Source organism: Micromonospora sp. CB01531, from assembly GCF_001905095.1.
Taxonomy (GTDB): Bacteria; Actinomycetota; Actinomycetes; order Mycobacteriales; family Micromonosporaceae; genus Micromonospora.
Map to the genome: position 1 here is coordinate 39,777 of NZ_LWLS01000085.1, position 24,072 is coordinate 63,848.

Annotated in this window: 17 protein-coding genes; 6 read left to right on the forward strand and 11 right to left on the reverse strand. The window is 69.5% G+C overall.

All coding sequences use genetic code 11. The features are described from left to right. The first annotated feature begins 14 nt into the window (after positions 1-14). Positions 15-1,559: a glucoamylase family protein gene (locus A6A27_RS25760; RefSeq protein ID WP_073837239.1), complete on the forward strand. Its 1,545-nt coding sequence runs from the start codon at positions 15-17 to the stop codon at positions 1,557-1,559. A gap of 155 nt (positions 1,560-1,714) precedes the next feature. Here the strand turns inward: A6A27_RS25760 and A6A27_RS25765 are convergent, their stop codons facing one another. After that, positions 1,715-3,568, reverse strand: coding sequence for a GH39 family glycosyl hydrolase (locus A6A27_RS25765; RefSeq protein ID WP_073837240.1), 1,854 nt, complete (start codon positions 3,566-3,568; stop codon positions 1,715-1,717). Between the two features lie 303 nt (positions 3,569-3,871). On the opposite strand from A6A27_RS25765, the gene A6A27_RS45145 reads away from it, so the two are divergent. Then, complete coding sequence (locus A6A27_RS45145) at positions 3,872-4,249, forward strand: nuclear transport factor 2 family protein (protein WP_198940448.1); 378 nt, start codon at positions 3,872-3,874, stop codon at positions 4,247-4,249. Between the two features lie 72 nt (positions 4,250-4,321). Here A6A27_RS45145 and A6A27_RS25770 read toward each other — a convergent pair whose 3' ends face one another. The 10 genes from A6A27_RS25770 to A6A27_RS25815 all read right to left on the reverse strand — a co-directional run bounded on the left by A6A27_RS25770 (position 4,322) and on the right by A6A27_RS25815 (position 15,468). Beyond that, the gene (locus A6A27_RS25770) at positions 4,322-5,443 is read right to left on the reverse strand and encodes an IS630 family transposase (protein WP_198940449.1); all 1,122 of its coding nucleotides are present in this window, start codon (positions 5,441-5,443) and stop codon (positions 4,322-4,324) included. Positions 5,444-5,577: 134 nt separating this feature from the next. Continuing rightward, a complete protein-coding gene (locus A6A27_RS25775) occupies positions 5,578-7,071 on the reverse strand; it encodes a mannitol dehydrogenase family protein (protein ID WP_198940450.1) in 1,494 nt (497 codons plus the stop codon). After that, entirely contained in the window at positions 7,068-8,588 is a 1,521-nt protein-coding gene (locus A6A27_RS25780) for a UxaA family hydrolase (RefSeq protein WP_073837241.1), read from the reverse strand. The genes A6A27_RS25775 and A6A27_RS25780 overlap by 4 nt, the downstream gene beginning before the upstream one ends. Further along, entirely contained in the window at positions 8,585-9,538 is a 954-nt protein-coding gene (locus tag A6A27_RS25785) for a sugar kinase (protein WP_073837242.1), read from the reverse strand. Before A6A27_RS25785 ends, A6A27_RS25780 begins: the two co-directional genes overlap by 4 nt. An 85-nt stretch (positions 9,539-9,623) precedes the next feature. After that, entirely contained in the window at positions 9,624-10,238 is a 615-nt protein-coding gene (locus tag A6A27_RS25790) for a bifunctional 4-hydroxy-2-oxoglutarate aldolase/2-dehydro-3-deoxy-phosphogluconate aldolase (protein ID WP_073837243.1), read from the reverse strand. Further along, positions 10,235-11,128 (reverse strand): ABC transporter permease, encoded by an 894-nt coding sequence (locus A6A27_RS25795; protein WP_083672854.1) that lies wholly within the window; start codon positions 11,126-11,128, stop codon positions 10,235-10,237. Before A6A27_RS25795 ends, A6A27_RS25790 begins: the two co-directional genes overlap by 4 nt. Then, complete coding sequence (locus A6A27_RS25800) at positions 11,128-12,054, reverse strand: ABC transporter permease (protein ID WP_073837244.1); 927 nt, start codon at positions 12,052-12,054, stop codon at positions 11,128-11,130. Before A6A27_RS25800 ends, A6A27_RS25795 begins: the two co-directional genes overlap by 1 nt. Further along, positions 12,051-13,196, reverse strand: a complete 1,146-nt coding sequence (locus tag A6A27_RS25805; protein ID WP_073837245.1) for an ABC transporter ATP-binding protein — start codon at positions 13,194-13,196, stop codon at positions 12,051-12,053. The genes A6A27_RS25800 and A6A27_RS25805 overlap by 4 nt, the downstream gene beginning before the upstream one ends. After that, complete coding sequence (locus A6A27_RS25810; RefSeq protein WP_241825463.1) at positions 13,193-14,296, reverse strand: extracellular solute-binding protein; 1,104 nt, start codon at positions 14,294-14,296, stop codon at positions 13,193-13,195. Before A6A27_RS25810 ends, A6A27_RS25805 begins: the two co-directional genes overlap by 4 nt. Positions 14,297-14,478: 182 nt before the next feature. After that, positions 14,479-15,468, reverse strand: a complete 990-nt coding sequence (locus A6A27_RS25815; protein WP_073837247.1) for a LacI family DNA-binding transcriptional regulator — start codon at positions 15,466-15,468, stop codon at positions 14,479-14,481. A 176-nt stretch (positions 15,469-15,644) separates the two neighbouring features. On the opposite strand from A6A27_RS25815, the gene uxaC reads away from it, so the two are divergent. The 4 genes from uxaC (at position 15,645) to A6A27_RS25835 (ending at position 24,043) form a co-directional block, all read left to right on the forward strand. Beyond that, complete coding sequence (gene uxaC / locus A6A27_RS25820) at positions 15,645-17,096, forward strand: glucuronate isomerase (protein WP_073837248.1); 1,452 nt, start codon at positions 15,645-15,647, stop codon at positions 17,094-17,096. A 418-nt stretch (positions 17,097-17,514) separates the two neighbouring features. After that, positions 17,515-19,197, forward strand: a complete 1,683-nt coding sequence (locus tag A6A27_RS25825; RefSeq protein ID WP_073837249.1) for a glycosyl hydrolase family 28-related protein — start codon at positions 17,515-17,517, stop codon at positions 19,195-19,197. A 1,148-nt stretch (positions 19,198-20,345) separates the two neighbouring features. Next, positions 20,346-21,491 (forward strand): glycoside hydrolase family 28 protein, encoded by a 1,146-nt coding sequence (locus A6A27_RS25830; protein WP_338013309.1) that lies wholly within the window; start codon positions 20,346-20,348, stop codon positions 21,489-21,491. Between the two features lie 242 nt (positions 21,492-21,733). Further along, positions 21,734-24,043, forward strand: a complete 2,310-nt coding sequence (locus A6A27_RS25835; RefSeq protein ID WP_158074046.1) for a glycoside hydrolase family 28 protein — start codon at positions 21,734-21,736, stop codon at positions 24,041-24,043. The last annotated feature ends 29 nt before the right edge of the window (positions 24,044-24,072 follow it).

Genomic DNA, 24,072 nt, shown 5'->3' on the forward strand with positions numbered 1-24,072 from the left:
AGACAAGGAGATCCATGCGACGCCTTTTCGCACCGCTCCTCGCGCTGGCGCTCGTGCTGGCAGGCGGCTCGGCCGCTGTCGCGGCACCCGACGAGCGCGGCGCCGACCGGGCCCTGCTCGGCTATGCCAAGGACACATGGCGGTCGATGGTCGCCATGACCGATCCCGGCACCGGCCTGGTCGCCGACAACATCACCGGTGACCTGGCCGCGGGCAACCGCGCCACCTACACGTCCCCCACCAACATCGGCGGCTACATGTGGTCCGCGGTGGTCGCCCGCGAGCTCGGCATCATCTCCAAGGCGGAAGCCCGCGACCGGATCGCCAAGACCCTCGACACGCTCGCCGGGCTCAAGCACCACACCACGTCGGGCATGTACTACAACTGGTACGACCCGCGGGACGGCTCGGTCGTCACGGTCTGGCCCGACAACGGCAGCACCGTCTACCCATTCCTGTCCAGCGTGGACAACGGCTGGCTCGCGGCCGCGCTCAACGTGGTCAAGGGCGCCGTACCGGAGCTGCGTGGCAAGGCCGACGCGATCCTGCGGAAGATGAACTTCGGCTTCTACTACAACCCGGCGGCGGCCACCCCGTTCGGGGCCAGCGGCCTGATCGCCGGCGGCTTCTGGGACGCGCCACCCCCGGGATGCTCGCGGCAGCGCGACGGCGTCTGGTTCACCTGCAACCACTACGACATCACAGTCACCGAACCGCGCATCGCGACCTACCTGGGCATCGCCATGGGTCAGATCCCACCAAAGGCCTACTACAACACGATGCGCACCCTGCCGGCCACCTGCGACTGGAGCTGGCACGAGATGCAGCCGGTCGGCTTCAACACCACCTACGCGGGCGTTCCGGTGTACGAGGGCGCGTACCAGTACCGCGGCATCCAGTTCGTACCCAGCTGGGGCGGCGACATGTTCGAGGCGCTGATGCCCGACCTGTTCGTGCCCGAAGCAAGGTGGGCACCCAACAGCTGGGGCCGCAACCACCCCGCGACGGTCGCCGGCCAGATCGAGCACGGAATGAATGACGCCGGGTACGGCTACTGGGGCTTCTCCCCAGCCAGCGACCCGGCCGGCGGTTACATGGCCTGGGGTGTCGACGCGATGGGCATGGACACCGACGGCTACCCGTCCGACATGGAGCGCTCGAAGTACGACGCGGGGTTCGGCGACTGCCGCCCGGCCGGCCCGGACCCCGACTACGGCGACGGCGTGGTGACCCCGCACGCGGCGTTCCTCGCTCTCCCGTACGCCAAGGGAGCGGTCGTCGACAACCTCGCCCGGCTCAAGGCCAACTTCGACTCGTACGGCCCCGGCGGCTTCTACGACGCGATCGCGGTCGGCAGCGGCACCGTGGCCAAGCGCCACCTCTCGCTCGACCAGGCCATGATCATGGGGGCGCTCGGCAACGAGCTCGCCGACGACCTCGTCCGCCGCGCGTTCGTCTCGCCGCAGTTCGAAGGCCGGATCCGTCCACTGATCGCACAGGAGACGTTCAACGTTCCGGCCAACCAGAACCTTCCGCAGCTGCGCGGGGCCGCTTCATGACGGCGAGTGACATCGCGGCACAGGTGTAGGCACCTGTCCAACCCGTGGATCGTGCCAAGGGTCGTGCGTCGTTCGGTTAGCAAATGCCCTGGTCACGTTTGATCCGGGAAGTAGGCCCTCAGCCGATGGCTGAGGGCCTACTTCCCGGGCCCGCCTCAGGCCCCGAAGACCTCGACCAGCACCGCCCCAGGCTGCGGCAGGTCCAGCTCGATCACCGCGGCCCCGGCCTCGGCGGCCGGCTGCACCTTCTCCACCGGGAGCTGGTCAGCGGCGCCTAGCGCGGCCCACTGCTCGTCGGTCGGCCAGTCGGCGACGCCCAACCGGTCCGCGAGGGTGGTGATGTCACCGTGCTCCCAGTCGAGCCGGGAGACCACGGCGGGCCGGCCGGCAGCGCCGTCGATGACCAGCCGGATCCGCCGGGCCAGCGCCGGATCACCATCCCGCTTGTCCTGGTCGAGGGTGGCCACCCAGACCAGGATCGCGAGGCTGCCATCGGCGCGCCGGCTGGCCCAGGTCTGCACCAGGCCGTCGGCGCCGTCGCCGGTGGCCCGTACCGGCAGCTCGGTCTCGCCGAGCTGGGCGAGCATGTGCAGGGCGTGGTAGCGCGGCTTGGCGATGCCGCCGACGGTGAGCAGACCGAACCCGCCGTGCAGCAGCCTCGGCGGCCGGCCGAGTTCCTCGAAGTGATCGCTGGCTACCCAGTAGGACAGCGCGTCGACCCGGCCGGCGGCCGACCGCATGCCGGTGAGCAGGAAGGTGGCGGCCGAGGTGCCGTCGTTGACCGGGTGGAAGTGGGTGGGGGTGACGCCCCACTCGGTCCACAGGATCCGCGCGTCGGGGAAGCCGAGCCGGGCCAGGGTGGGCCGCAGGTCCAGCGGCGGGCTGCCGTACGTGTGGGTGGATACGAAGTCCACCGGCGTCCCGGACCGGGCGGCGTGCTCCAGCAACGCGTCCACCCAACCGGCGGCGGCCGACGAGGGGCCGCCCACCGGGATCCGCGGGTCGACGTCCTTGACCGCGCGGGCGGTCACGTCGTACAGCCGCATCCATTCTTCGCGGCTGCCGGACCAGAAGACCTCCAGGTTGGCCTCGTTCCACACCTCGAAGTCCCAACCGAGCACCTGCTCGCCGTACCGGTCCAGCAGGTGGGCCACCAGCGCCCGAACCAGCCCGGACCACCGGTCCCAGTCGCGCGGCGGGGAGATGATGCCGCGGTATTCGAAGACCGTGCGGTCCGGGTCGCTGGCCAGGTCGCGGGGCATGAACCCGATCTCCACCACCGGCGACATGCCGATGCCCAGCAGCAGGTCATAGACCTGGTCCACCCGGCTGAAGTCGTACACCGGCTCGCCGTCGACCTCGCGGTAGACACCGAGGTCGTCGTGCAGGATCGAGTGCGCCCGCACGGTGTTCACGCCGATCTCGTCGCGTACCCGGCGGAGCGCGGCCAGCAGTTCGGCCCCGATCTCCCGGCCGCCGGAGCGGTCCCGGCAGAGCAGTTGGGACAGCCGCTCGCTGCCGATCATCGGCTGCCAGGGCCGGTGCAGGGTCGTGCCCGCGGCGCCCGCGTCGAGGTGCAGCGTCACGGTGGGCGGTTCACCGCCGGCAGGTAGGGCGGCCGCCGGGACCGGGCCGCTCAGCGCGCCGGTCACGGTCACCTCAGGTACAGCGGCCACCGCATACGCGTACCGCTCGCCCGGGGTGCCGGTGGTGTCGACGTACCAGGTGTCCGGCACGGAGAGCACGTCTCCGCCGAGGTGGTCCACCGGGGTGAACGGCCCGGACACCCGGTCGCCGTCCAGCGGTGCACGGTGCACCAGGTAGCCGACCGCGCCGTCGACGGGCTGCCAGGAGAGGCGGACGTGTCCGTGGCCCGGGGTGGCGGTGAGCCCGGCAGGCGGGGGCAGGTCGGGTAGCGCGGCCGTGCCGCCTTCGTCGCTGCGGCGCGCTATGCGGGCTTCCCAATCGGTCCGGGCGTCGGACGGCCGGGTTCCGCTGGCGTTCGTCACCGGGTGCCTCCTGGCGGTCGTGGTTGATCCGGTTTCGAGGACTGTAACCGGTTACCGTCGCTTGCGCGATCCCGACGACGTACCGCGGCGGCGACCGTGCCGCCAACAGCGCCCTGCACATGGCCGTCATCTCCCGACTGCGCGTCAACGACCACACTCACCGGGCAACCCGCGGCGCTGGAAGCAGCCTCCCGCCTCCCCGCCAGCTCCTTGATCGCCTAGTGGTGTGACCGGGATGGTTCACCGTGATCGGAAGGCGGCTCGCGGGACGAGCGCACGCGAAACGGCTGGTATTACTGGGGCATGCAGGAAGAGATTGCACGCTCCGCGATCGACACGTTCATCTCCGCGTTCAACGCCTCGGACGACAGCTATGTGACTGCCCTGCTCTCCCAGGCTCTGACCTCAGACGTGGTTTTCTGGGGGCCGTTGGGTCGCAGCGAAGGAATCGCGGCGGTCGAGCGGTTCGTGCTGGACATCCGGCGCCACCCGGCGGGGACCGGCACGATGGTGCGCTGCTCGGCGGTGGACATGCCTGACGAGTGGGCCCGGTACCAGTGGGTCTTTACCACGCCGGATGGAGGTCCCCGCCTGGCGGGAACGGACGTCGTCCATCTGCGGCGGAGCCTCATCGACCAGTTCATCGTCTTTGCGGGGGAGATCGAACCGTCCGCCTCCTGAGTCATCCTTCTGTCGCTGTCCTTCTCCTGAACTTGCCCCCTTCGGCGCTCGGGGGCTGCGGTTCGCGGTTGGTCAGGCTGCGGTGTTGAGGGGGCGTCCGCCCCAGCGGATGCCCTTCTCGCTGCGGACGCGGGCGCGTTCCTTGCGTTGGGCGGTGAGTACGTCGGGGTGGCGGGCGTTGGTATTGCGGCAGCGCAGGTAGCGGTGCAGTGCCTGGGTTTGCGCGGGGTGGCTGCGGTGGTGGGAGTTGGCCAGGGTGAACTGCCGCAGCGGGCCGAAGTGGGCCTCGATCGGATTGGCCCAGGAAGCGTAGGTCGGGGTGAAGCACAGCTCGACCTTGTTCCTCTTCGCCCAGCGGCGGATGTCCGCGCCGGTGTGGGCGGAGAGGTTGTCCAGGATGATGTAGATCGGGGCGCCGTCGAGTCGGGCGGCGCGGATCGACTTGAGCGCGGCCAGGGTGTTGGCGGTGCCCTTGCGACGTCGGTTGACGCCCCACAGGCGGTCGTCGCCCACGGAGTAGCAGCCGTGGAAGTAGGTGACGCCATGGGTGCGGCGGTAGGTCGCCGGCAGCCGGTTTGGCTTGCCCTGTTTCGCCCAGCAGGAGCCCGCGGTGGGCCGGATCCCCAGAGGCCCGAACTCGTCGAAGGCGAAGACCCGGTCCGGGAAGCGGTCCAGCACCTGCTCAATCCGGTCGAGCTTGGCGTCGCGATCAGGGTCGGGCGACTCCTTCCAAGTCTTGGTGCGCTGGAAGGTGATGCCGCGGCGCCGGAGCAGGCACCGTAAGGCTTCACGGCCGATGCGGATGACGCGGCCGTGCACTTTCCGCAGGTAAGCGGCGAGTTTGCGGATCGACCAGCGGGTGAAGGGTTGGCCGAGCCTGGTGGGGCCAGTGGTGGCCGTCCGGATGACGAAGTCCTCGTCCTCACGACTGAGTAGGCGGGGACGGCCTCCCGCCCGCTGAGGGGCCAAGCAGGCCAGGCCGATCTCGTTGAAGCGGTGGATCACATCGTGCACGGTGTCCTCGTCGGCTTGGACCAGCGGGGCGATCACCGGCACCCGGTTCCCGCCCGCCGAGGCGAGCAGCATCATCGCGCGCCGGTAGCGCACCGAACTCGTGCTGCCCCTGCGCATGATCTGCTGCAGCTTCTGCCCCTCCTGGTCGGTCAGTCTGCGTACACGGGCAGGCCCGGCCACCGGGCCTCCAGCGATCGGATCGGACGTCGCCGCACATCCAACCGCCACGACCGCCAACCCGGTGAACGTATGCGGTCACAGCACTGGACAACCGACGGCGGCGCTGACCCCGCAGGGACAGCGGCGCCGTCGGGTCAGACCAGATCGCCCTTCGTCAACCGCGCGACGTGGTCGATCAGCGCCGTCCGGAAGCCGTCGTGCTCGGCAAGGTCCGCGCCGAAGATCTCCGGTACGCGCAGCAGCGAGTCGACCAGGCGGTGCGGGGCACCGTCGGCCGGGGCCGCCGCGGCGCGCAGCCGGTCGGCCATCGGATCGTCCAGCGGCAGCGCTCGCCCCCGTACGTCGTGGCCCCGCGCGACGTACACCATCCAGGCCGCGACCGCGAGCGTCGCGTGCCGTGGCACCTGCCCGGCGGACAGGCGGTCCCGAACCGTGCCCAGCAGCCGCACCGGCAGCTTCTGCGACCCGTCCATCGCCACCTGCACCGTGCGGTGCCGCAGCGCCGGGTTGGCGAAGCGGGTCAGCACCTGACGCCGGTAGTCGTCGAGATCAAGCCCGTCCGGCACCCGCAGGGTGGGCGCCACATCCTGCACCATCAGCGCTTCAGCGGCCGCCGCGAGCCGGTCGTCGGACAGCGCGCCGGCGATGGTGTCGTGTCCCGACAGGGCGCCCAGGTAGGCGAGCAGCGAGTGGCTCGCGTTGAGCATGCGCAGCTTCACCGCCTCCCACCCGGCGACGTCGGTGGTGAGGACGGCGCCGGCGCGTTCCCAGGCGGGTCGGTCGGCGGCGAAATCGTCCTCGATGACCCACTGGCTGAACGGTTCGGCGACCACCACGCCCCGATCCTCAAGGCCGAGCATCCGGCGGGCGTCCGCGCGGTCCTGCTCGGTGGTGGCCGGCACGATCCGGTCGACCATGCAGGACGGAAACCGTACCGACGTCGCGATCCAGTCCGCGAGCCCCGCCGCCTGCGACGGCGGCAGCGCGTCCACGAAGTCGTGCACCAGTGCGCGCAGCACCTGCCCGTTTCCGGTCAGGTTGTCGCAGGACAGCACGGTGATCGGTGCGCCGCTTCGCGACCGGCGGTGCTGCAGCCCGCGTACCAGTTGGCCGACGGCGGTTGCGGGCGGCTGGCCGGCGAGGTCGGCCGCGACCTGCGGATCGGACCGGTCCAGGCCGCCGGCACCGTCGCGCCGGTATCCCTTCTCGGTCACGGTCAGCGTGACCACGCGCACGGCCGGGTCGGTGATCCGGTCGACCACCGCCGTCGGGTCGGCGCCGCCGAAGACGACCTCCCGGACGCTGCCGATGACGCGCAGCGATGCCGCGTCGGCGGCCCGTTCGAGCACCGTGTAGAGGCCGTCCTGCGGCATCAGTTGCTCCCGCACGGACGCCGACCGCTGGGTGACGCCGGTGATGCCCCAGTCGTCGCGGCCCGTCGCCGCGGCGGCCAATTCGGTGAAGACGGCCTGGTGGGCCCGGTGGAACGCGCCGATGCCCAGGTGCACGATCCCGACGCGCAGCGCGCGCGGATCGACCTGCGGGCCGCGCCAGCCCTGGCCTGGCCCGGTGATCCGCTCCAGCGTGTCGAGGCGCAGCCGCTGCCCGGTCCCCGTCCCGTCGGTCACAGCACCGCTCCCAGCTGCCACGGCACGATCTCCTCGCCGCCCAGGCCCAGCTCCTCGCTGGCCGTGCGCCGGCCCGACGCCACGTCGAGCAGCAGGTCGTACACCTGGCGGCCCATCTCCGGCAGCGGTACGCCCTGCTCGACCACCGCGGAGCAGTCCAGGTCGATGTCGCCGGCCATCCGGGTGGCCAGCTCGGCGTTGGTGGCCAGCTTGACCGTCGGCACGGGGCGGCTGCCGAAGACGGAACCGCGGCCGGTGGTGAAGCAGATCAGGTTCGCCCCGCCGGCGACCATGCCGGTCACCGAGACCGGGTCGTAGCCGGGGGTGTCCATGAACACCAGGCCCGGCCGGGGGATCTGCTCGCCGTACTCCCGGACGGCGGCCAGCGGGCTGTGGCCTGCCTTGGCGACCGCGCCCAGCGACTTCTCGAGGATGGTGGTGATGCCGCCGGCCTTGTTGCCCGGGGACGGATTCGCGTCCAGCGTCGTGCCCTGCTGCCGGGTGTACTCCTCCCACCAGCGGATGCGCGCCATCAGCGCGTCGGCCACCGCGGGGTCGGTGGCCCGGGCGGCCAGCAGATGCTCCGCGCCGTACACCTCCGGCGTCTCACCCAGGACGCTGGTCGCGCCGGCGGCGACCAGCAGGTCCGAGGCGACGCCCAGGGCCGGGTTCGCGGTCAGGCCGGACCAGCCGTCGGAGCCTCCGCACTGCAGGCCGAGGACGAGCTCCGCCACGTCGACCTCGGTGCGGGCCGCGCCGGCCAGGTCGTCGATCATGGCCCGGACCAGTTCCACGCCGCGCCGCACCGCCGAGGATGTGCCGCCCAGCTCCTGGATGGTGTACGACGACACCGGTACGTGGTCGGCCACGCCGAGGTCCGCCATCAGGCCGGTCACCGTGTTGACCTCGCAGCCGAGCCCGATGACGACCAGCCCACCGATGTTCGGGTTGCGTGCGTAGCCGGCCAGGGTGCGGCGCAGCAGTTCCCAGCCGTCGCCCTGCGCGGCCATGCCGCAGCCGGTGCCGTGGGTCAGGGCGACCACCCCGTCGACTCCGTCGACCTCCTCGGCCAGGTCCTCGGTGAGCCGGGCGACCTTGCGGGCCACGGTCGCCGAGCAGTTGACGGTGGTCAGGACCCCGACGTAGTTGCGGGTGGCCACGCGGCCGTCCGGCCGGCGGTAGCCGTGGAACGTCCGCCGCAGGTCGGCGGGCAGCGGTGCGGCTGGCGCCGGTTGTCCCTGCGCCGTCCGGGCGGCGGCGTCCTGCGGCATGCCGAGGTTGTGCCCGTGCACGTGCTCGCCGGCGCGGACCTCGGCGAGGGTACGCCCGATCACCTGGCCGTACTTGCGCACCAGCGCCCCGGCGGGCAGGTCCCGCAGGGCGACCTTGTGCCCGGCGGGCAGGTCGCCACGCAGCGTCACCTCGCCCGCTCCGCGCACCACGACGGACGTCCCGTCCGGCATCGCGGTCGTCGCCACCGCGACGTCGTCGACCTCGTGCAACACCACCAGGCTCATCCCGAGACCTCCAGTTCGGTTTGCGCGACCAGTCGGCGGGTCTCGTCGAGCGCCGGCAGGTATCCCGTGCCGCCGTGGCCGCGCAGCGACAGTGCCGCCGCGGCCGCGCCCAGCCGTATCGCGTCGGGCAGGGTGTCGCCGAGGGCGAGCCGGGCGGCGACGGTACCGGCCAGCACGTCCCCGGCGCCGGTCTGGTCGACGATCTGCTCGGCGGGATACGCGGGCACCTCGGTCTGCTGCCCGCCGTCGTCCAGCAGTACGCCGTCGGCGCCCCGGGTGAGGGCGACCGCTGCCGCCCCGAGCGCGCGGAACGCGGCGCACGCCTGGGCGGGATCCGTCACCGCGGCGCCGAGCAGCGCTGCGGCCTCGCGGGGCCACGCCGGTGTGACCAGCCGGGCGTGCGGGGCCAGCGCCCGCAGGTGGCCGGCGGCGGTGTCTGCGTTGACGAGTCGTGGCCGCCAGTTCGGGTCGTAGACGAAGCAGTTCGCGGCGTGTGCGGCCACTTGTACTGCCTCGAACGTCGTGGTCGAGATGGCGCAGGCGACGCCGCTGGAGAGCACCACGCCCGCGCGTTCGGCGAGGTCGGGCGGCACGTCGGCGGGGGACAGGCAGGAGCCGGCGCTGCCGCGCCGGACGTAGACGAACTCCCGCTGCCCGGACGGGTCGGCGTGCTGCAGGTAGAGGCCGTGCTGCCCGGGGGTGCGGATCAGGCACGACGGGTCGATGCCGAGCGCGGCCACCCGGGCCACCAGTTCGTCGCCGAGTTCGTCGTCGGGCACCCGGGCCAGCAGGCAGGTGTGCGCGCCGGCCGCGGCGGCCGCGGCGGCGGCGTTCAGCGCGTCGCCGGAGAATCCCAAGCGCAGCGTCGCGCCGTCGCGCAGCGGTTCGAGTGCGGTCAGTTCGACGAGGATCTCGCCGAGGACGAGTACGTCCGGGGCAATGATCACCATGGGTGCACCGTGCCGTCCTCGAGCCGGTTCACCGGCAGGTACGCGGGGGAGTAGGGGAAACGGGCAGCCGCCTCCTCGTCGATCGTCATGGCGTCGCCTCGCCCGCGTCCTCGAATGCGTCCAGCAGCGACCGCAGCCGGTCTGCCGCGCCCGGGCGCAGCAGGTCGCTGCCGACGCCGACCGCGCACGCGCCGGCCCGTAGCCAGTCCGGCACCGCCTCGAGCGCGATCCCGCCGGTGGGTACGAGTTCCGCGTCCGGGAGCAGCTGCCGCAGGCTGGCCAGGAAGGCCGGGCCACCCACATGGGCGGGGAACACCTTCACCGGCCCCCGTGCGGTGGCGGCCGCCACCTCGCCGGGAGTGAAGGCGCCCTCCAGGAACGGCAGCCCGGCGCTCGCCGCGACCGCCCGGACGTCGGGCGCCGGCCACGGGCTGACCAGGAACTGCGCGCCCGCCTCCACCGCCTGCGCCGCCAGCGCCCCACTGGTGACGGTGCCGAGGCCGACCAGCGTGCCGTCGGGCGCCGCGTGGCGTGCGTCGCGCACCGCGCTGGCCCAGTCCGGGGTCGTCGCGGTCAACTCGACCACGCGCAGGCCGTGACCGAACATGGTGGCGGTGGCGGCCGTGGCCTCGGCCGCCGTCGGCAGGCGTAGCACCGGCAGGATCCGCTGCTCGCGCAGCAGCGTGATCAGGTCGCTCACGAGTCCGGCTCCTCCTTGACCCGGGCGACCAGTTGCGTCGGGTTGACGTAGCGCAGGCTGATCACGAGCAGCACCAACATCATGGAGGTGTAGATCACGGCCATGGCGTCCACCGACTGCTGTGCCCGGATACCCGCCGCGGACATGGAGTAGTACAGGGCGACCACCAGGGTCTGCGAGTCGGGGCCGGCGGTGAGGAAGGTCAGCTCGAACATGCCGACGGTGCGCACCAGGACGAGGATGGCCGAGGCGAGCATCCCGGGCAGCAGCAGCGGCGACAGCACCCGGAGGAACACCGACCACAGGCCGGCGCCGCACATCCGGGCGGCATTTTCGATCCGCGGGTCGATCTGCTCGATGAATGGCGTCATCGTGAGGATCACGAACGGCACCGACGGCACGAGGTTCGCCAGCACGACGCCGGAGAGGTGACCGGCCAGGCCGAACTTGTAGAGCACCGTCGCCAGTGGAATGCCGTAGGTGATCGGCGGCATCAGGATCGGCAGCAGGAAGACCAGCAACGCGAGCCGTTTGCCGGGGAAGTTGCGCCGGGCCAGCACGTACGCTGCGGGCACCCCGACCACCAGCGACAGCGCCACGACCAGTAGGGAGACCTGCAGGGTGACCACGATGACGTCGAAGAGCGCGAACTCGTGCCACGCCTCTCCGTACCACTTGCCGGTGTAGCCGTCGGGGAGCCAGGTGTCGAACCAGCGCTGGCCGAAGGAGCTGACCAGGACGGATCCGACGACACCGAGCAGGTTGAGGAAGAAGAAGACCACCACGCCCCAGACCAGCCAGGCGGCGGGGCGCGCGACGAGCCGCCGTCGCGGTCGGGGGTCGCCGGCGGCGATCGCGTCGCCGCGGCGGATGCCGGTGACCGTGCTCATCAGCCTTTACCTCCCGTCGATCCGGTGTAGAGGCGGGTGCGGGCCAGCAGTACCACCGAGATGACGACCAGCTCGATCAGGCCCATGATCATGGCGATCGCGGACGCGTACGGGTAGTCGTACTGCTCGTAGGCGGCCTGGTACGCGGCGATCGAGATGACCCGGGTCTCGCCGGCTGGGTTGCCGACCAGCACGGCGGATGGGAACACGCTGAAGGCCAGCACGAACGTCAGGCAGAACGTGGTGGCGAGCCCCGGCGCCAGCAGCGGCAGGGTGATCATGCGGAACCGCTGCCACCAACCCGCGCCGAGCGTCGCAGCCGCCCGCTCCAGCGTCGGGTCGATGCCGGTGAGGTACGAGAGCACGAGCAGGAAGGCGAAGGGGAACCCCGTGATGACCAGGGAGAAGAAGACGCCCCAGTAGTTGTGCACGAGCCGTACCGGCTCATCGGTGAGGTGCAGCGCCAGCAGCACGCGGTTGAACCAGCCGGTGGGACCGAGGAAGTTGAGCAGGCCCTGGGCGGTCAGCACGGTCCCGAGCGTGATGGGTACGACCAGCAGGATGGTGACCAGCCGCTTGCCGCGGAACCGCCCCCGCATCCGGTAGGCGATGGGCACCGAGGCGAGCACGTTCAGCAGGGCAGCCGGCAGGGCGAGGCGCAGCGTGATCCACATGGTGTCACGCTGGTAGGCGTCGCCGAAGAAGCGTGCGTAGTCGCTGAACGGGCCACCCTCGGTGGGTTGGAAGGACAGGCCGAGCCCGTAGAAGAACGGGTACAGGAACAGCAGGACGACGAAGAGCACTGCCGGCGCGAGCAGCCACAACTGCGCATCGACGCCCCGTTCGGCCAGGCGGTGCCGCCAGTGCGCCCGAGGAGACTGCGGCGCACCGGCGGACGGCGCGGGGCGGGTTGCCGTGGCACTCATCCGACGAGCCCCGCTTCCTCGACCACCGCGTCGGCCGGATCGCCGGGGGCGGCGGGAGGCTGCTCGGGTGAGTCGGTCGGGAAGACCAGCAGCCGGTGCGGTGCCACGCGCAACGAGACCGCGTCGCCGGGGGCGAGGCGCTGCTCGGTGCGGACGTGGACCTGCAGGCCGGCGGCGGTGCGCGCCTCGGCCGCGAGTTCCCGGCCCTGGTACTCGACCACCTCGATCTCGGCGGGCACGCCGTCCGGCGCGCCCGGCTCGGCGACCCGGACGTCCTCCGGGCGCACCCCGGCGATCACCGCGTCACCCGGCGAGATGTCGCCGACCGGGTCGCCGACCAGCCGCAGCCCGTCGGCCTCCACCGTGACCAGGCCGTCCCGTACGGACTGGGCCCGCATCGGCCACAGGTTGCGGTAGCCCATGAAGTCCGCGACGTGCCAGTTGCCCGGTCGGGTGTGCAGCTGCTCGGGCGACCCGATCTGCTGCACCCGGCCACCCCGGAGCACGACCAGGCGGTCGGCCAGTGACAGCGCCTCCTCCTGGTCGTGCGTCACGTAGACGGTGGTCAGCCCCAGCGACTGGTGCAGCCGGCGGATCTCGGTGCGCATCTCCAGGCGCAGCTTCGCGTCCAGGTTGCTCAGCGGCTCGTCCATGAGCACCAGCGACGGTTCGAGCACGACGGCGCGGGCGATCGCCACCCGCTGCTGCTGGCCGCCGGAGAGCTGACCGGGCAGCTTGTCGGCGTGCTCCTCGAGGCGGACGAGCCGGATCGCTTCCGCCGTACGCCGGCGGATCTCGTCCTTCGGCAGCCGCCGCATCCGCAGGCCGAAGGCGATGTTGCCGCGGACGGACATGTGCGGGAACAGGGCGTAGCTCTGGAACACCATCCCGAACCCGCGGCGTTCCGGTGGCAAAGTGTCGACCCGGCGCTCGTCCTGCCAGATGCTGCCCGCGGTCAGCGGCAGCAGCCCGGCGAGACAGTTCAGCGCGGTGGACTTGCCGCAGCCGGAGGGGCCGAGCAGGGCGATGAACTCGCCCGCCCGGATGGTCAGGTCGAGGTTGCTGAGCGCGTCCTGGCTTCCGAAGCGGCGTGACACACCGTCCAGCCGCAGCTCGGAGAAGCCTGAGGTCGCGGTACTCATCCCTGCTTCACCTTTCCGCTGCCGATCTCGCGGTCCCAGCGGTCGAACGCCGCGACGAGCGCCTTCGCGTCCAGCGGAACCTCGGTCGGGTTGCTGGCGATGAGCTGCTCGTACTCCGGGCGGCCGAACTCCTTGATGGCGTCCTGGCTCTTCTGCGGCGCCATCGACAGGTCGACGCCCTTCACCGCCGGTCCGGGGTAGAAGTAGCCCTGGTCGAACGCCTTTGCCTGCTGCTCGGGGGTGAGCATGAACTTCAGCAAGGCCAGCAAGGCGGCCTGGGTGTCGGTGGAGACGCCCTTGGGGACGACGGCGTAGTGGGCGTCGGTCACCCAGTGGAAGCCCTGCAGCGAGCTGACCTTCGCCTCCTTGGGCACCGTGCCGAGCACCCGCGGGTTGATGTCCCATCCGGTGGTCGAGGCGATCACCTCGGCGGTCCCGTTGGCGAGGTTCTTCATCGTCTCGGCGGTGCCGCTGGGGTAGTACTCGACGTACTGGTTGAGCTCCTTGAGGTAGGCCCAGGTCTTGTCCCACCCGTTCACCGGGTCCTTGGGGTCCTTGTCGCCGAGGATGTAGGGCAGTCCCATCAGGAAGGTTCGGGCCGGGCCGGAGTTGGCCGGGCGGGCGTACTGGACCTTGCCCGGGTGCGCCTTCGCGTAGGCGAGGAGCTGCTCGGCGCTGGTCGGCGGGTTGGACACCTTCGCCGGCAGGTATTCCAGGAGGGGGCCGGACGGGTAGTAGGTGACCGTCACGCCCGCGTTGCCGGCCAACTTCTGCATCGCAGCGGCCGGTTCCTGGTAGTCGTTCATCCCCGGCAACCGGTCCGCGTAGGTGGGCAGCAGGTCCATCCACAGGTTCTGGTCGATGCCGGCGGCGAGGCCGTCGACGCCGGTCAGGACCAGGCCGATGTCGACCCGGTTGGCGTTCTGCTGCGCCTTGATCTTGCCGGCCAGCTCCGGGGCGGGCGACTTGGAGTAGGTGACCCGCGAGATGACGTCGGGGTTCTTCTGCACGAACTCGTCGATCATCCCCTGCGTCAGCTGCAGGTTGCCCGCCACGTCCAGGACATTGAGCGTGACGGCCTTCTTCGGCTTATCGGGCACGGGTCCGCTGCTGTCGCCGCTGTCCCCGCCGGGGCCGCTCGGCGCCCCGCAACCGACGGCGAACGTGAGCACGGATGATGCGGTGGCAATCAAGGCACTGCGCCGAGTGATACCCATGGAACATCCCTTCCTCGGTCACCCCGAAGGTCGCGGCCGTGGGCCGGCGGTGGGGGAGGTGGTGGTCAGGTGGTTCGCGCAACCCCGGTGGAGCCGCGCACGAGAAGTTGAGCGGGCAGTTCCCGACGCGTGTTGCGCACGCTGTCGGGCTGCAACAGCAGGGCGAGCAACAGGTCGACCGCGGCCCGGCCCGCCTGTTCCTTGACCAGCGAAACGGTGGTGAGGGCCGGCGAGGACATCGCCGACATCTGGATGTTGTCGATGCCGATCACGCTGATGTCGTGCGGCACGTCGACGCCACGGTCCCGCAGCCGGCTGAGCAGACCGAGCGCCATGACGTCGTTGTAGGCGATGACCGACGTGACGCCGGAGGCGATGACGAGGTCGGCCGCCGCGACCCCGCCCTCGAAGTAGGGCGGGAAGTGACCGGCCACGTACAGGTCCATGCCGGCGGCGCTGGTCGCGGCGCGCATGGCGCGCATCCGGTCCCGGGTGGACCACGAGGTTCGCGGCCCGCCGACCCAGGCGACCCGTTGGTGACCGAGCGCTTGGAGATGGGCGATCGCCTGCCGCACGCCCTCCGCGTTGTCGAAGACGACGGACGGAAGGTTGCCGAAGCGACGGTTGACCATGACGAGCGTGGTGTGCTCGGTCAGCTCGCGGATCTCCTCCTCCGGGGCCCGGGGGGAGCACAGGATGAGGCCGTCCACCTGCTTGGCGAGGACCCGCACGAGCCCGATCTCGGCGGCCGGGTCCTCGTCGGTATCGGCGAGGAAGACGGCGTAGTCCGCTTCCCGCGCCTTGGCCTGCACCCCCTTGACCACGCTGGGGAAGAAGGGGTTGGTCAGGTCCGGGACGATCAGGCCCAGGTTGCCGGTACGGCCGGTGATCAGACCACGGGCAGCGCGGTTGGGCGCGTAGCCCAGTCGATCGGCTGCTCGTAGGACCCGCTCCCGGGTGGCGTCGTTGACCATCTCCGGCGTCGACAACGCCCGAGACACCGTCGATGCCGAGACACCCGCCTCGCGGGCCACCTCGCGGATCGTCGCTCGCACGGCTCACCTCCCTGCTCCGTGGCGTGCCTCGCAGTCTGAAACCGATTGCAGTTCCGTGTCAATACTTGGTTACGTGAATGTTTCCGGGAGACGGACGCAGCTTCCCCTTGTAGGCGGGCGGGGTCGATGCAATCCTTTGCAGGAGTTGTTCAGCCCTAGCCGGCAAGGAGATTTGCGTGGCCCAGCTGCGTCTGCACCCCGACCGAGCCCTGCCAGCCGGAGACGACATCCGCACCGTCGCCCGCCGGGTCTACCAGGCGACGCAGGCGCTGCCGCTGCTGTGCATGCACGGACACGTCGACGCGGCCGTCTTCGCCGACGACGACCGGTTCGCCGACCCGGCGCAGCTGCTGGTGGTACCGGACCACTACGTGACCCGGATGCTCGTGTCCCAGGGCGTTCCACTGGAGAGCCTCGGCGTCCACAGGGCCGACGGGGGCGCGGTCGAGACCGACCCCCGGCAGATCTGGCGGCGCTTCTGCGCCCACTGGCACCTCTTCCGCGGCACCCCCAGCCGCTACTGGCTCGAACACGAGATCGTCGAAGTCCTCAAGATCGACGTAGCACCCGGCCCGGACACCGCCGACCTGCTGTACGACCTGATCGAAGCCCGCCTGGCCGAACCCGGCTTCCGGCCCCAGGCGCTGCTCGACACCTTCAACATCGAGCTGATCTCCACCACCGACCCGGCCACCTCGACGCTCGACGACCACGCCCGGCTCGCAGCGGCGGGCCTCGGCGCCCGGGTGATACCGACGTTCCGTCCGGACGCCCTGACCCACGTCGGCTCCACCGGCTGGGCCCGGCGGCTCCAGCAGCTCCAGGACCTCTCCGGAGTGGACACCGGCGACTACGACGGCTTCCTCGCCGCACTGCGCAACCGCCGCGAAGCCTTCGCGCAGGCCGGGGCGCGGGCCACCGACCACGGTCACCTCACCGCCGCCGCCGAGCCCCTGCCGCAGACGGAGGCAAGGCGGATCTACGCCGATGCGCGCGACGGCGCCGTGCGCGACGACGACGCGGCCGCCTTCGCCGGTCACATGCTGTTCGAGATGGCGCGAATGTCGTGCGACGACGGCCTGGTCATGCAGATCCACCCCGGGGTGCTCCGCGACCACGACACCGCCATCCACACCGCCTTCGGCGCCGACAAGGGATTCGACATCCCCGTCACCACCGAGTTCACCCGCGCGCTGCGGCCGGTGCTCAACGCCTTCGGGCGCGACCCGAACTTCCGGCTCATCCTGTTCACCGTCGACGAGTCCGTCTACTCCCGCGAACTCGCCCCGATCGCCGGTGTGTACCCCTCAGTGCGGCTCGGGGCGCCATGGTGGTTCCTGGACAGCCCCGACGGGATGCGCCGCTTCCGTGAACTGGTGACCGAGACCGCGGGCTTCTACAACACCTCCGGCTTCGTCGACGACACCCGCGCGTTCCTCTCGATCCCCGCCCGCCACGACCTCGCCCGCCGCATCGACGCCGGCTACCTGGCCCGGCTCGTGCTGGAGCACCGGCTGTCGGAGGACGAGGCCGTGGAGACCGCGATCGACCTGGCATACCGCCTGCCGCAACAGGCATACGCCCCCGCCGCAGGCCGAGCCGACACCCACGCTGCTGCCGGGGAATAGCCGAACTGCTCCGCTCTGACAGTCGCGCAACGCGCCGCGGCCCGGCCCGGCTCACCTGAATTGTCCGGGCCGGGCCGGGCCGCGGCAACGGGAGCGAGGCGCAGGCGACAATCTCAGACGCTGCGGCCATGCAACGTCACCACCGCCGTTTCGCCGCTTCGAGGGCGACTTGCCGGTGACCGTCGTGGATTCGGGGCCACGGTGGGACGGACGTCAGCTGCCGTCCGGAGCTGTCGCCTGCACCCCAACAACTCCTACCCGCCTGTGGACCGACGACCGCGCGGACGAAGATCGATATTGAAACAAGTTTCAGTCTCGTAACGCATTGACCCACGGCCAACCCTTTGGTGTCGTGAACCTCGCACCGCAAACGATTTCAATCCTTTGCCGTGCTCGACCAGGGTTCGGAGGAGTTGCCATGCCGCCGATTACGCATCCCGCCATCACCCGACGAGGGCTGTTCGGCCTGGGGGCAGCCGCCACCGCCGCCACGGCACTCGGCGGCAAGGCTCGGCCGGCGCGTGCGGCCGGGGAGGCCGCCGACCCACCGAGGGACGCCTCCACCGATCTCCTGCAACAGTGGCGGGAGGCCCGCGGCTGCCACCCGCTCGTTCCGGACGTGTCCGCAGCCGGCTACCGGCTCGGCGAGCGCCCGCCGACGTCCCCGGTCATCGCAAAGGTCACCGACTTCGGCGCCCGCCCCGACGGGACGGACTGCACGGCGGCATTCAACGCCGCGGTACGTCACGCGGGCGAGCGCGGCGGGGGAGTCGTCCTCGTGCCGCCGGGGACCTACACCCTGTCCGGGCCGGTTTGGATGCACTGGTCCGCAGTGGTGCTGCGCGGGGCGGGCCGGGACTCCACCGTGCTGCACTTCACCCGTCATCTCGAGGACGGCTACCGGCCGAACCGCCAGCCCAACGGAAACAGCCGCTGGTCCTGGACCGGCGGCCAGATCTGGTTCGTCTCGCCCGAGCGCCGCGCCCGCTCGGAGGCCGAGGACTACGCAGGAACCGAAGGGTGGCTGCTCGGTGACGTGCTCGCCGAGGTCGGCGTCGCCTCTCGCGGTCAGCGGACCCTCATGGTGTCCAGCACGAGCCGGCTGACTTCCGGGGACATGGTCGTCCTGGAGTGCCAGAACCCGCCGGACGCGACCCTGTTGAAGCATCTCGCCGGCGACGTGCCCGGCACCCGGGACTACGACTGGCCACGCGGAGCGCCCCAACTCGTCACCGGATCCGGCGGGCAGTACGTGCAGTACGCGACCCTGCAGTGGCCGGTGCGGGTCGAAGCCGTGCTCGGCGAGCGGACCGTCCGGCTGGCCCAGCCACTCAAGTACGACCTCCGGCCCGGATGGCCGGCCCGGCTGCGCGCCATCGGCCCCACCGTCCACGACGCCGGCGTCGAGCACCTCACGATCAGGAACGAGCTTGTCCCGCAGACCGCGCACAACAGGCATCCCGGCTCGAACGGGGTGTGCTTCCAGGCGGTCCATGACTGCTGGGCGCGGGACGTACGTGTGGAGAACTGCGACCTCGGCTTCGGACTCACCTCCGCCAAGTCGATCACCATCACCGGAGTCACCGTCGGCGGACGCGCCGCCCACCACAGCTTCGCCTGCCGCATGCAGTCCAACGACAACCTGGTGGAAGACTTCGAGATCGAACGATTCACTGTTCCCGTTCCCTCCGACGCTATCCATCACGGGCTGAACCTGGAGGGACTGTCGGCCGGAAACGTGTACCGAGGCGGCCGCATGGCCGAGGGGACGTTCGACTCCCACCGGGCCATGCCCTTCGAGAACGCCCGGACCAACATCACGCTCGAGAACAACGGGCGGGTCGGTGGCTCCGCCGCGTCGGGTCCCCTCTTCGGCGCGCGGATGACCCACTGGAACGTCCGCATTACGAACGGCCGCCAGTACGCGGTCACGATCGCCGACGTGGCGCCGCGCAGCGTTACGGTGGGCGTTCAGGGCGTCGAGGCCACCAGCAGCGGGTTGTCCCGTGATTTCTCCGGTGACCTGGAATCGCTGCTCGCCGCCCACGGGTCAGCACCGTCGGTCGAGGACCTGTACGTGGCGCAGCGCGGACGGCGCTAATACAACAGCCGCACAGGTTGACGTCGTCGGTGTTCGGATACCGCCGCGAGCTGCGGTACGCGTACACGCGGCTACTGGCTGACGTGTTGTGACCCAGGCCGAGCACGTGCCCGAGTTCGTGGCAGGCGGTCTTCCAGCGCTCATACTCGGTGCCGCTGTATTGGGTGTTCGGCCGGACCGTCGCACCTGGGTTCCGCGCTCCCCGTCGCGTCGGTACCGCGCCTGCGCCAGCGAGCCGGACCACAGAGACTCGAACACAGGAGACGTTCAGCCCGCCACGAAACGTTAGCCGACGACCTTGCTCAGCGGCCCCGGACTCACCGCCGTCGCCCCGGAGCCCGGGGCCCGCTCGGCGGTGCCTGCGGTGGGGATCACAGCCGACTTTGTCACGGCCTGCCTCCCGGGCTGCAGGTCGCCTCGGAAGCCGTCCGCTGCGCGGCGGAACTGGAACTGACGTGAGAGTCGACGCGGTTCAGTTCTCTGGCGGATGGCCGGAGAAGCCGGACAGAGGAAGGGATTTGGCCGCATCCGGTCAGACACTAGCGACTTGCTTCGATGGCTCGATACTCTGACTTGCAGGATTGCCCGACGTGTCGTCCTGCGCCATCGCGTCGGAAGCCGGGCACCGGCTAGGCGTTCGCGCCCGCCCCGGGATGGAGAGCACTGGCGACCAGCGGGGCGGCGGCCAGGCTGCCGGCACCATGCCGGTGGTGCGCTGGGCGGGACTCGTGCCCGCGTTGTGAGGCCGAAGCCCCGCAGCTCGTCGGGGCAGCGCTCCGCTCTTGAAGGTTCTTGCCGAGTAAGGGAAACGACGAGGACCAAGGAAAAGGTTTACCCATCCACTTGTCAACCGACCGAGGAGACCTGCACATGCCGAGCCAACCGAGCCGCCGCACGTTTCTCCGCAGCATCGGTGCCATGGGTCTGGCGGCCTATGCACTGCCATCCGGCAGCGCCGCGGCGTCCCCGTTGCCGCCGGGCAACCCGTGGGCCCGGGCCGAGTACATCAGCGGCAAGGTGCGCAGCCCTCACTTGCTCGACCGCTCGTACGACATCCGGCAGTTGGCGCCGTCGGCGACGGCGTCGCCAACTGCACTGAAGCGATCAAGCGGGCCATCCAGACCTGCCACGCCGCAGGCGGCGGCCACGTGGTCGTGCCAGCCGGTCGGTGGCTGACCGGTCCGATCCACCTGCTCAGCAACGTCGACCTGCACGTCACCGCCGACGCGGTGGTGCTGTTCAGCCGGCGCCCCGCCGACTATCTGCCCGCCGTGCTGACCCGGTTCGAAGGGGTCGAACTCTACAACTACTCGCCGCTGATCTACGCGTACGAGCAGGAGAACATCGCCGTCACCGGCTCCGGCGTCCTCGATGGCCAGGCCGACATGGAGACCTGGTGGCCCTGGTGCGGTGCGGCCAAGTTCGGCTGGAAGCCGGGTGACCCGCGGCAGACCGAGGCCAGGAATGCGCTGTTCGCGCAGGCCGAGCAGGGAGTTCCTGTCGAGCAACGAGTGTTCGGCGACGGCGGCTACCTGCGGCCGTCCTTCGTCGAGCCTTACCGCTGCCGCAACGTCCTCATCGAGGGAATCACCATCGTCGGGTCACCGATGTGGGAGATGCATCCGGTGCTGTCCGAGAACGTGCTCGTGCAGGGTGTAACGGTCAGCTCGCACGGGCCGAACAATGACGGCTGCAACCCGGAGTCCAGCCGCATGGTCGTCATCCGTGACTGCACCTTCGACACGGGAGACGACTGCATCGCGATCAAGTCGGGGCGGAACGCCGACGGTCGCCGCGTCAACGTGCCGAGCGAGGACATCCTCATCGAGGGCTGCACGATGCGCGACGGCCACGGCGGCGTGACGATCGGCAGCGAGATGTCCGGCGGTGCCCGCAACGTATTCGTCCGGGACTGCGAGATGTCCAGCCCCAACCTCAACATCGCGCTGCGGTTCAAGACCAACAGTGTTCGCGGTGGCTTCATCGAGGCCTTCCATGCCCGCGACCTGACCATCGGGGAGGTCGGCGGGTCCGTGATTGACATCAACTTCTTCTATGAGGAGGGTCCGGGCCATGGCTTCGACCCGATGGTCGGCGACATCGACGTCCGCAACGTCATCGTGGGGAACGCGACCCGGGCGCTGAACCTCCGCGGCCACGCGGACGACCACATCAGGGGGATAACCCTGACCGACATCGACTTCGGCGCCACCAGCCAGCCCAACGTCGTCGAATACGTCGATGACCTCGTCCTCAAGAACGTCCGCCAGAACGGCGTGGAGCTGGTGATCTGAGCCTGGCCCGGACCCGAGCCGAAGAGTGGCCCGGACGGTGTTCGGTCCCACGGTGCTCTGGAAGGCCGGAGATCGTCGTGCTCGCCGGGCCTTTCGGTGCCGGGCACAGCGAGGTGGCCGCGCCGACTGGATGACGCGGGACGAACGCGCCGGTCATCAATTCGGCTGTTCCGCAAAACATGAACGGTAACGACACGCACACCGGAGGTATACCGATGAAGAGGCGAGGTAGGAGACGGGTCATGCTCGTCGCGGTGGCCGCGCTGGTGGTCGTAAGCGCACCACGCGTGGCATGGGCAGATCCCGTCGAATTTCAGGTGAGCACGGCGGAACTCCGTTCCACAGGGACCGTCGTTGTCGCCAAACACAACGAATCCGGCATGATAAAAACTGTCGGGACCTCGACCATCAGTGTCAGGAACGGCGTGACCGTTCAACAACTCAAGGCGCAGATCGTCGCCAAGGACATGTCGAGACAAAGCCACATCGTGGTGAACAAAGATCATCAGGAGAAGCGGTCGGGCGTCATCGCCGACGGCGATCAGCTCCAGGTTACCGCCGAGAACGGCGAGGGCCGATTCGCTTACCGGTTGGCAATCTACGACCCGGACGCCAAGAAAAGAGACGGCGCGTATTGGAACGAGGGCCAGTACAACGCGACAGACCAGACGGTCAACGCCAACACGCCGACCTTCAAAGCCAACTATTGCGACATCACCGACCCGAAGTATGCCGGCCTGGTGCGACGCGCCACCGAGACATTCTACGTCGGAAATCAGGCCGACAACCCGGCGAACAAGGCATCACCGTTGGTCGCGAGCTCGCAGGAGGTGTGGTACTACACCGAGGCGATTCATGCCGCGATCAGAGACTGTCACGAGAGCGGCGGTGGTATCGTCGTCATCCCCGCCATGGGTTCACGCAACGCCAACGGCGCCTACTACTCGGGGGCGATAACCCTCCTGAGCAACGTCAACCTGCGCGTCGAGACCGGTGCCGTGGTCAAGTTCATGCGGAACAAGACCAACAAGTACTACCCGGTCGTCCTGAGCAGCTATGAGGGGACCGACTTCTACAACTTCTCTCCGCTGATCTACGCGCTCAACCAGACGAACATCGCAGTCACAGGCGGCGGGACCCTCGACGGCCAGGAGGACATGTGGAACTGGCGACCGTGGAAGAAGGGCTACTGGGGTGAGCCGTCGGTGGAGAACAAGAGCCTCGACGCTCCGTACGGTGAAAACGGCATCCTCAACCAGATGAACCTCGAGGACGTGCCGATCACGAAGCGGCTATTCACCGACGACGGGCATATGCCGAGCACGATCCCGGTGATCGACGGGGACACGGTAAAACACGTTCCGCCGCCAGCGGACGCGGTGGCCATGAAATCCACCTTCCGGCCGCATTTCATCGAAACGAACCACTCTCGCAACGTCCTCATCGAGGACGTGAAGATCAGGAACACCCCGTTCTGGATCGTCCACCCGCTCAACTCCGAGAACGTACTCATCAGAGACCTCGACATCTACAGCGACAAGACCAAAGACTTCGAGGCCACCGGCTGGAACAACGACGACGGAACCAACCCGGAGTCCTCCAAGAACGTCGTCATGGAGAGGAACCGGGTTACGGTCAGCGATGACGGTGCCGCGATCAAGGCTGGCCGAAACGTCAATGGCAGGCTGCACCGGCAACCAAGCGAGAACATCATCGTCCGGGACTCGCTGTACAACAACGACAACATCGGCACCTACTCCGCCGCGATCTCGATGGGCAGCGAGATGTCGGGAGGCATCCGGAACGTGTTCATCGAACACAACGAGTTCGGTGGACCTGGGCTGGCGATGATCCTGAAGATCAAGACGAACTCGTACCGGGGTGGATTCGTCGAGAACGTCTACCTCCGGCACAACCTGCTGAAGATGGCGCGGTCCGCGATGGTCCAACTCGACAGCAACTACTCCGAAACCGTGTCGTTCCCCAACGCTGACATCTTCAACCCGACGGTCCGCAACATCTACCTAGACGACGTCAACACCGCGCCGACGATGACTCCGGGCAGGACCACGTTCCAGTTCTCCAGCGCAGCCTCGCGTTCCCCGGTGGAGAACGTCTACTATCGGAATTCGACCTTCCACACGAGCAACACGCTGCAGGCCGCATTCAACTCGAACAAGAACATAAAAAACCTGGTTGTCGAGAATGTAACCTACATCGACCCGTCGACCGGAGCGGAGACGGTTTACAACACCACACCGCTGAACGTCCTGAACGAGACGGTAGCTCACGCAGGTGATCAGACCGCGCAACTGACGCCGGTGAGCACCAGCAATCCGAACGTGATTAACAAGGTCTCCGGACACAGCTTCACGATCACCGGCCAGGTCGACCTGACCACATACCCCGGCTTTATAAGCGGTGGCACGGCCCGCATCTTCGTGGACAGGAGTGGCACGGCTATTCCGGTGACCATGAACGCGGACGGCTCCTTCACGAGTGGCACGATCACGCTGAACGACGACCAGTACTGGTACACCGATCGTCACTAGCCTCGGTCTTTCATTTGGGCGGCGGTTCA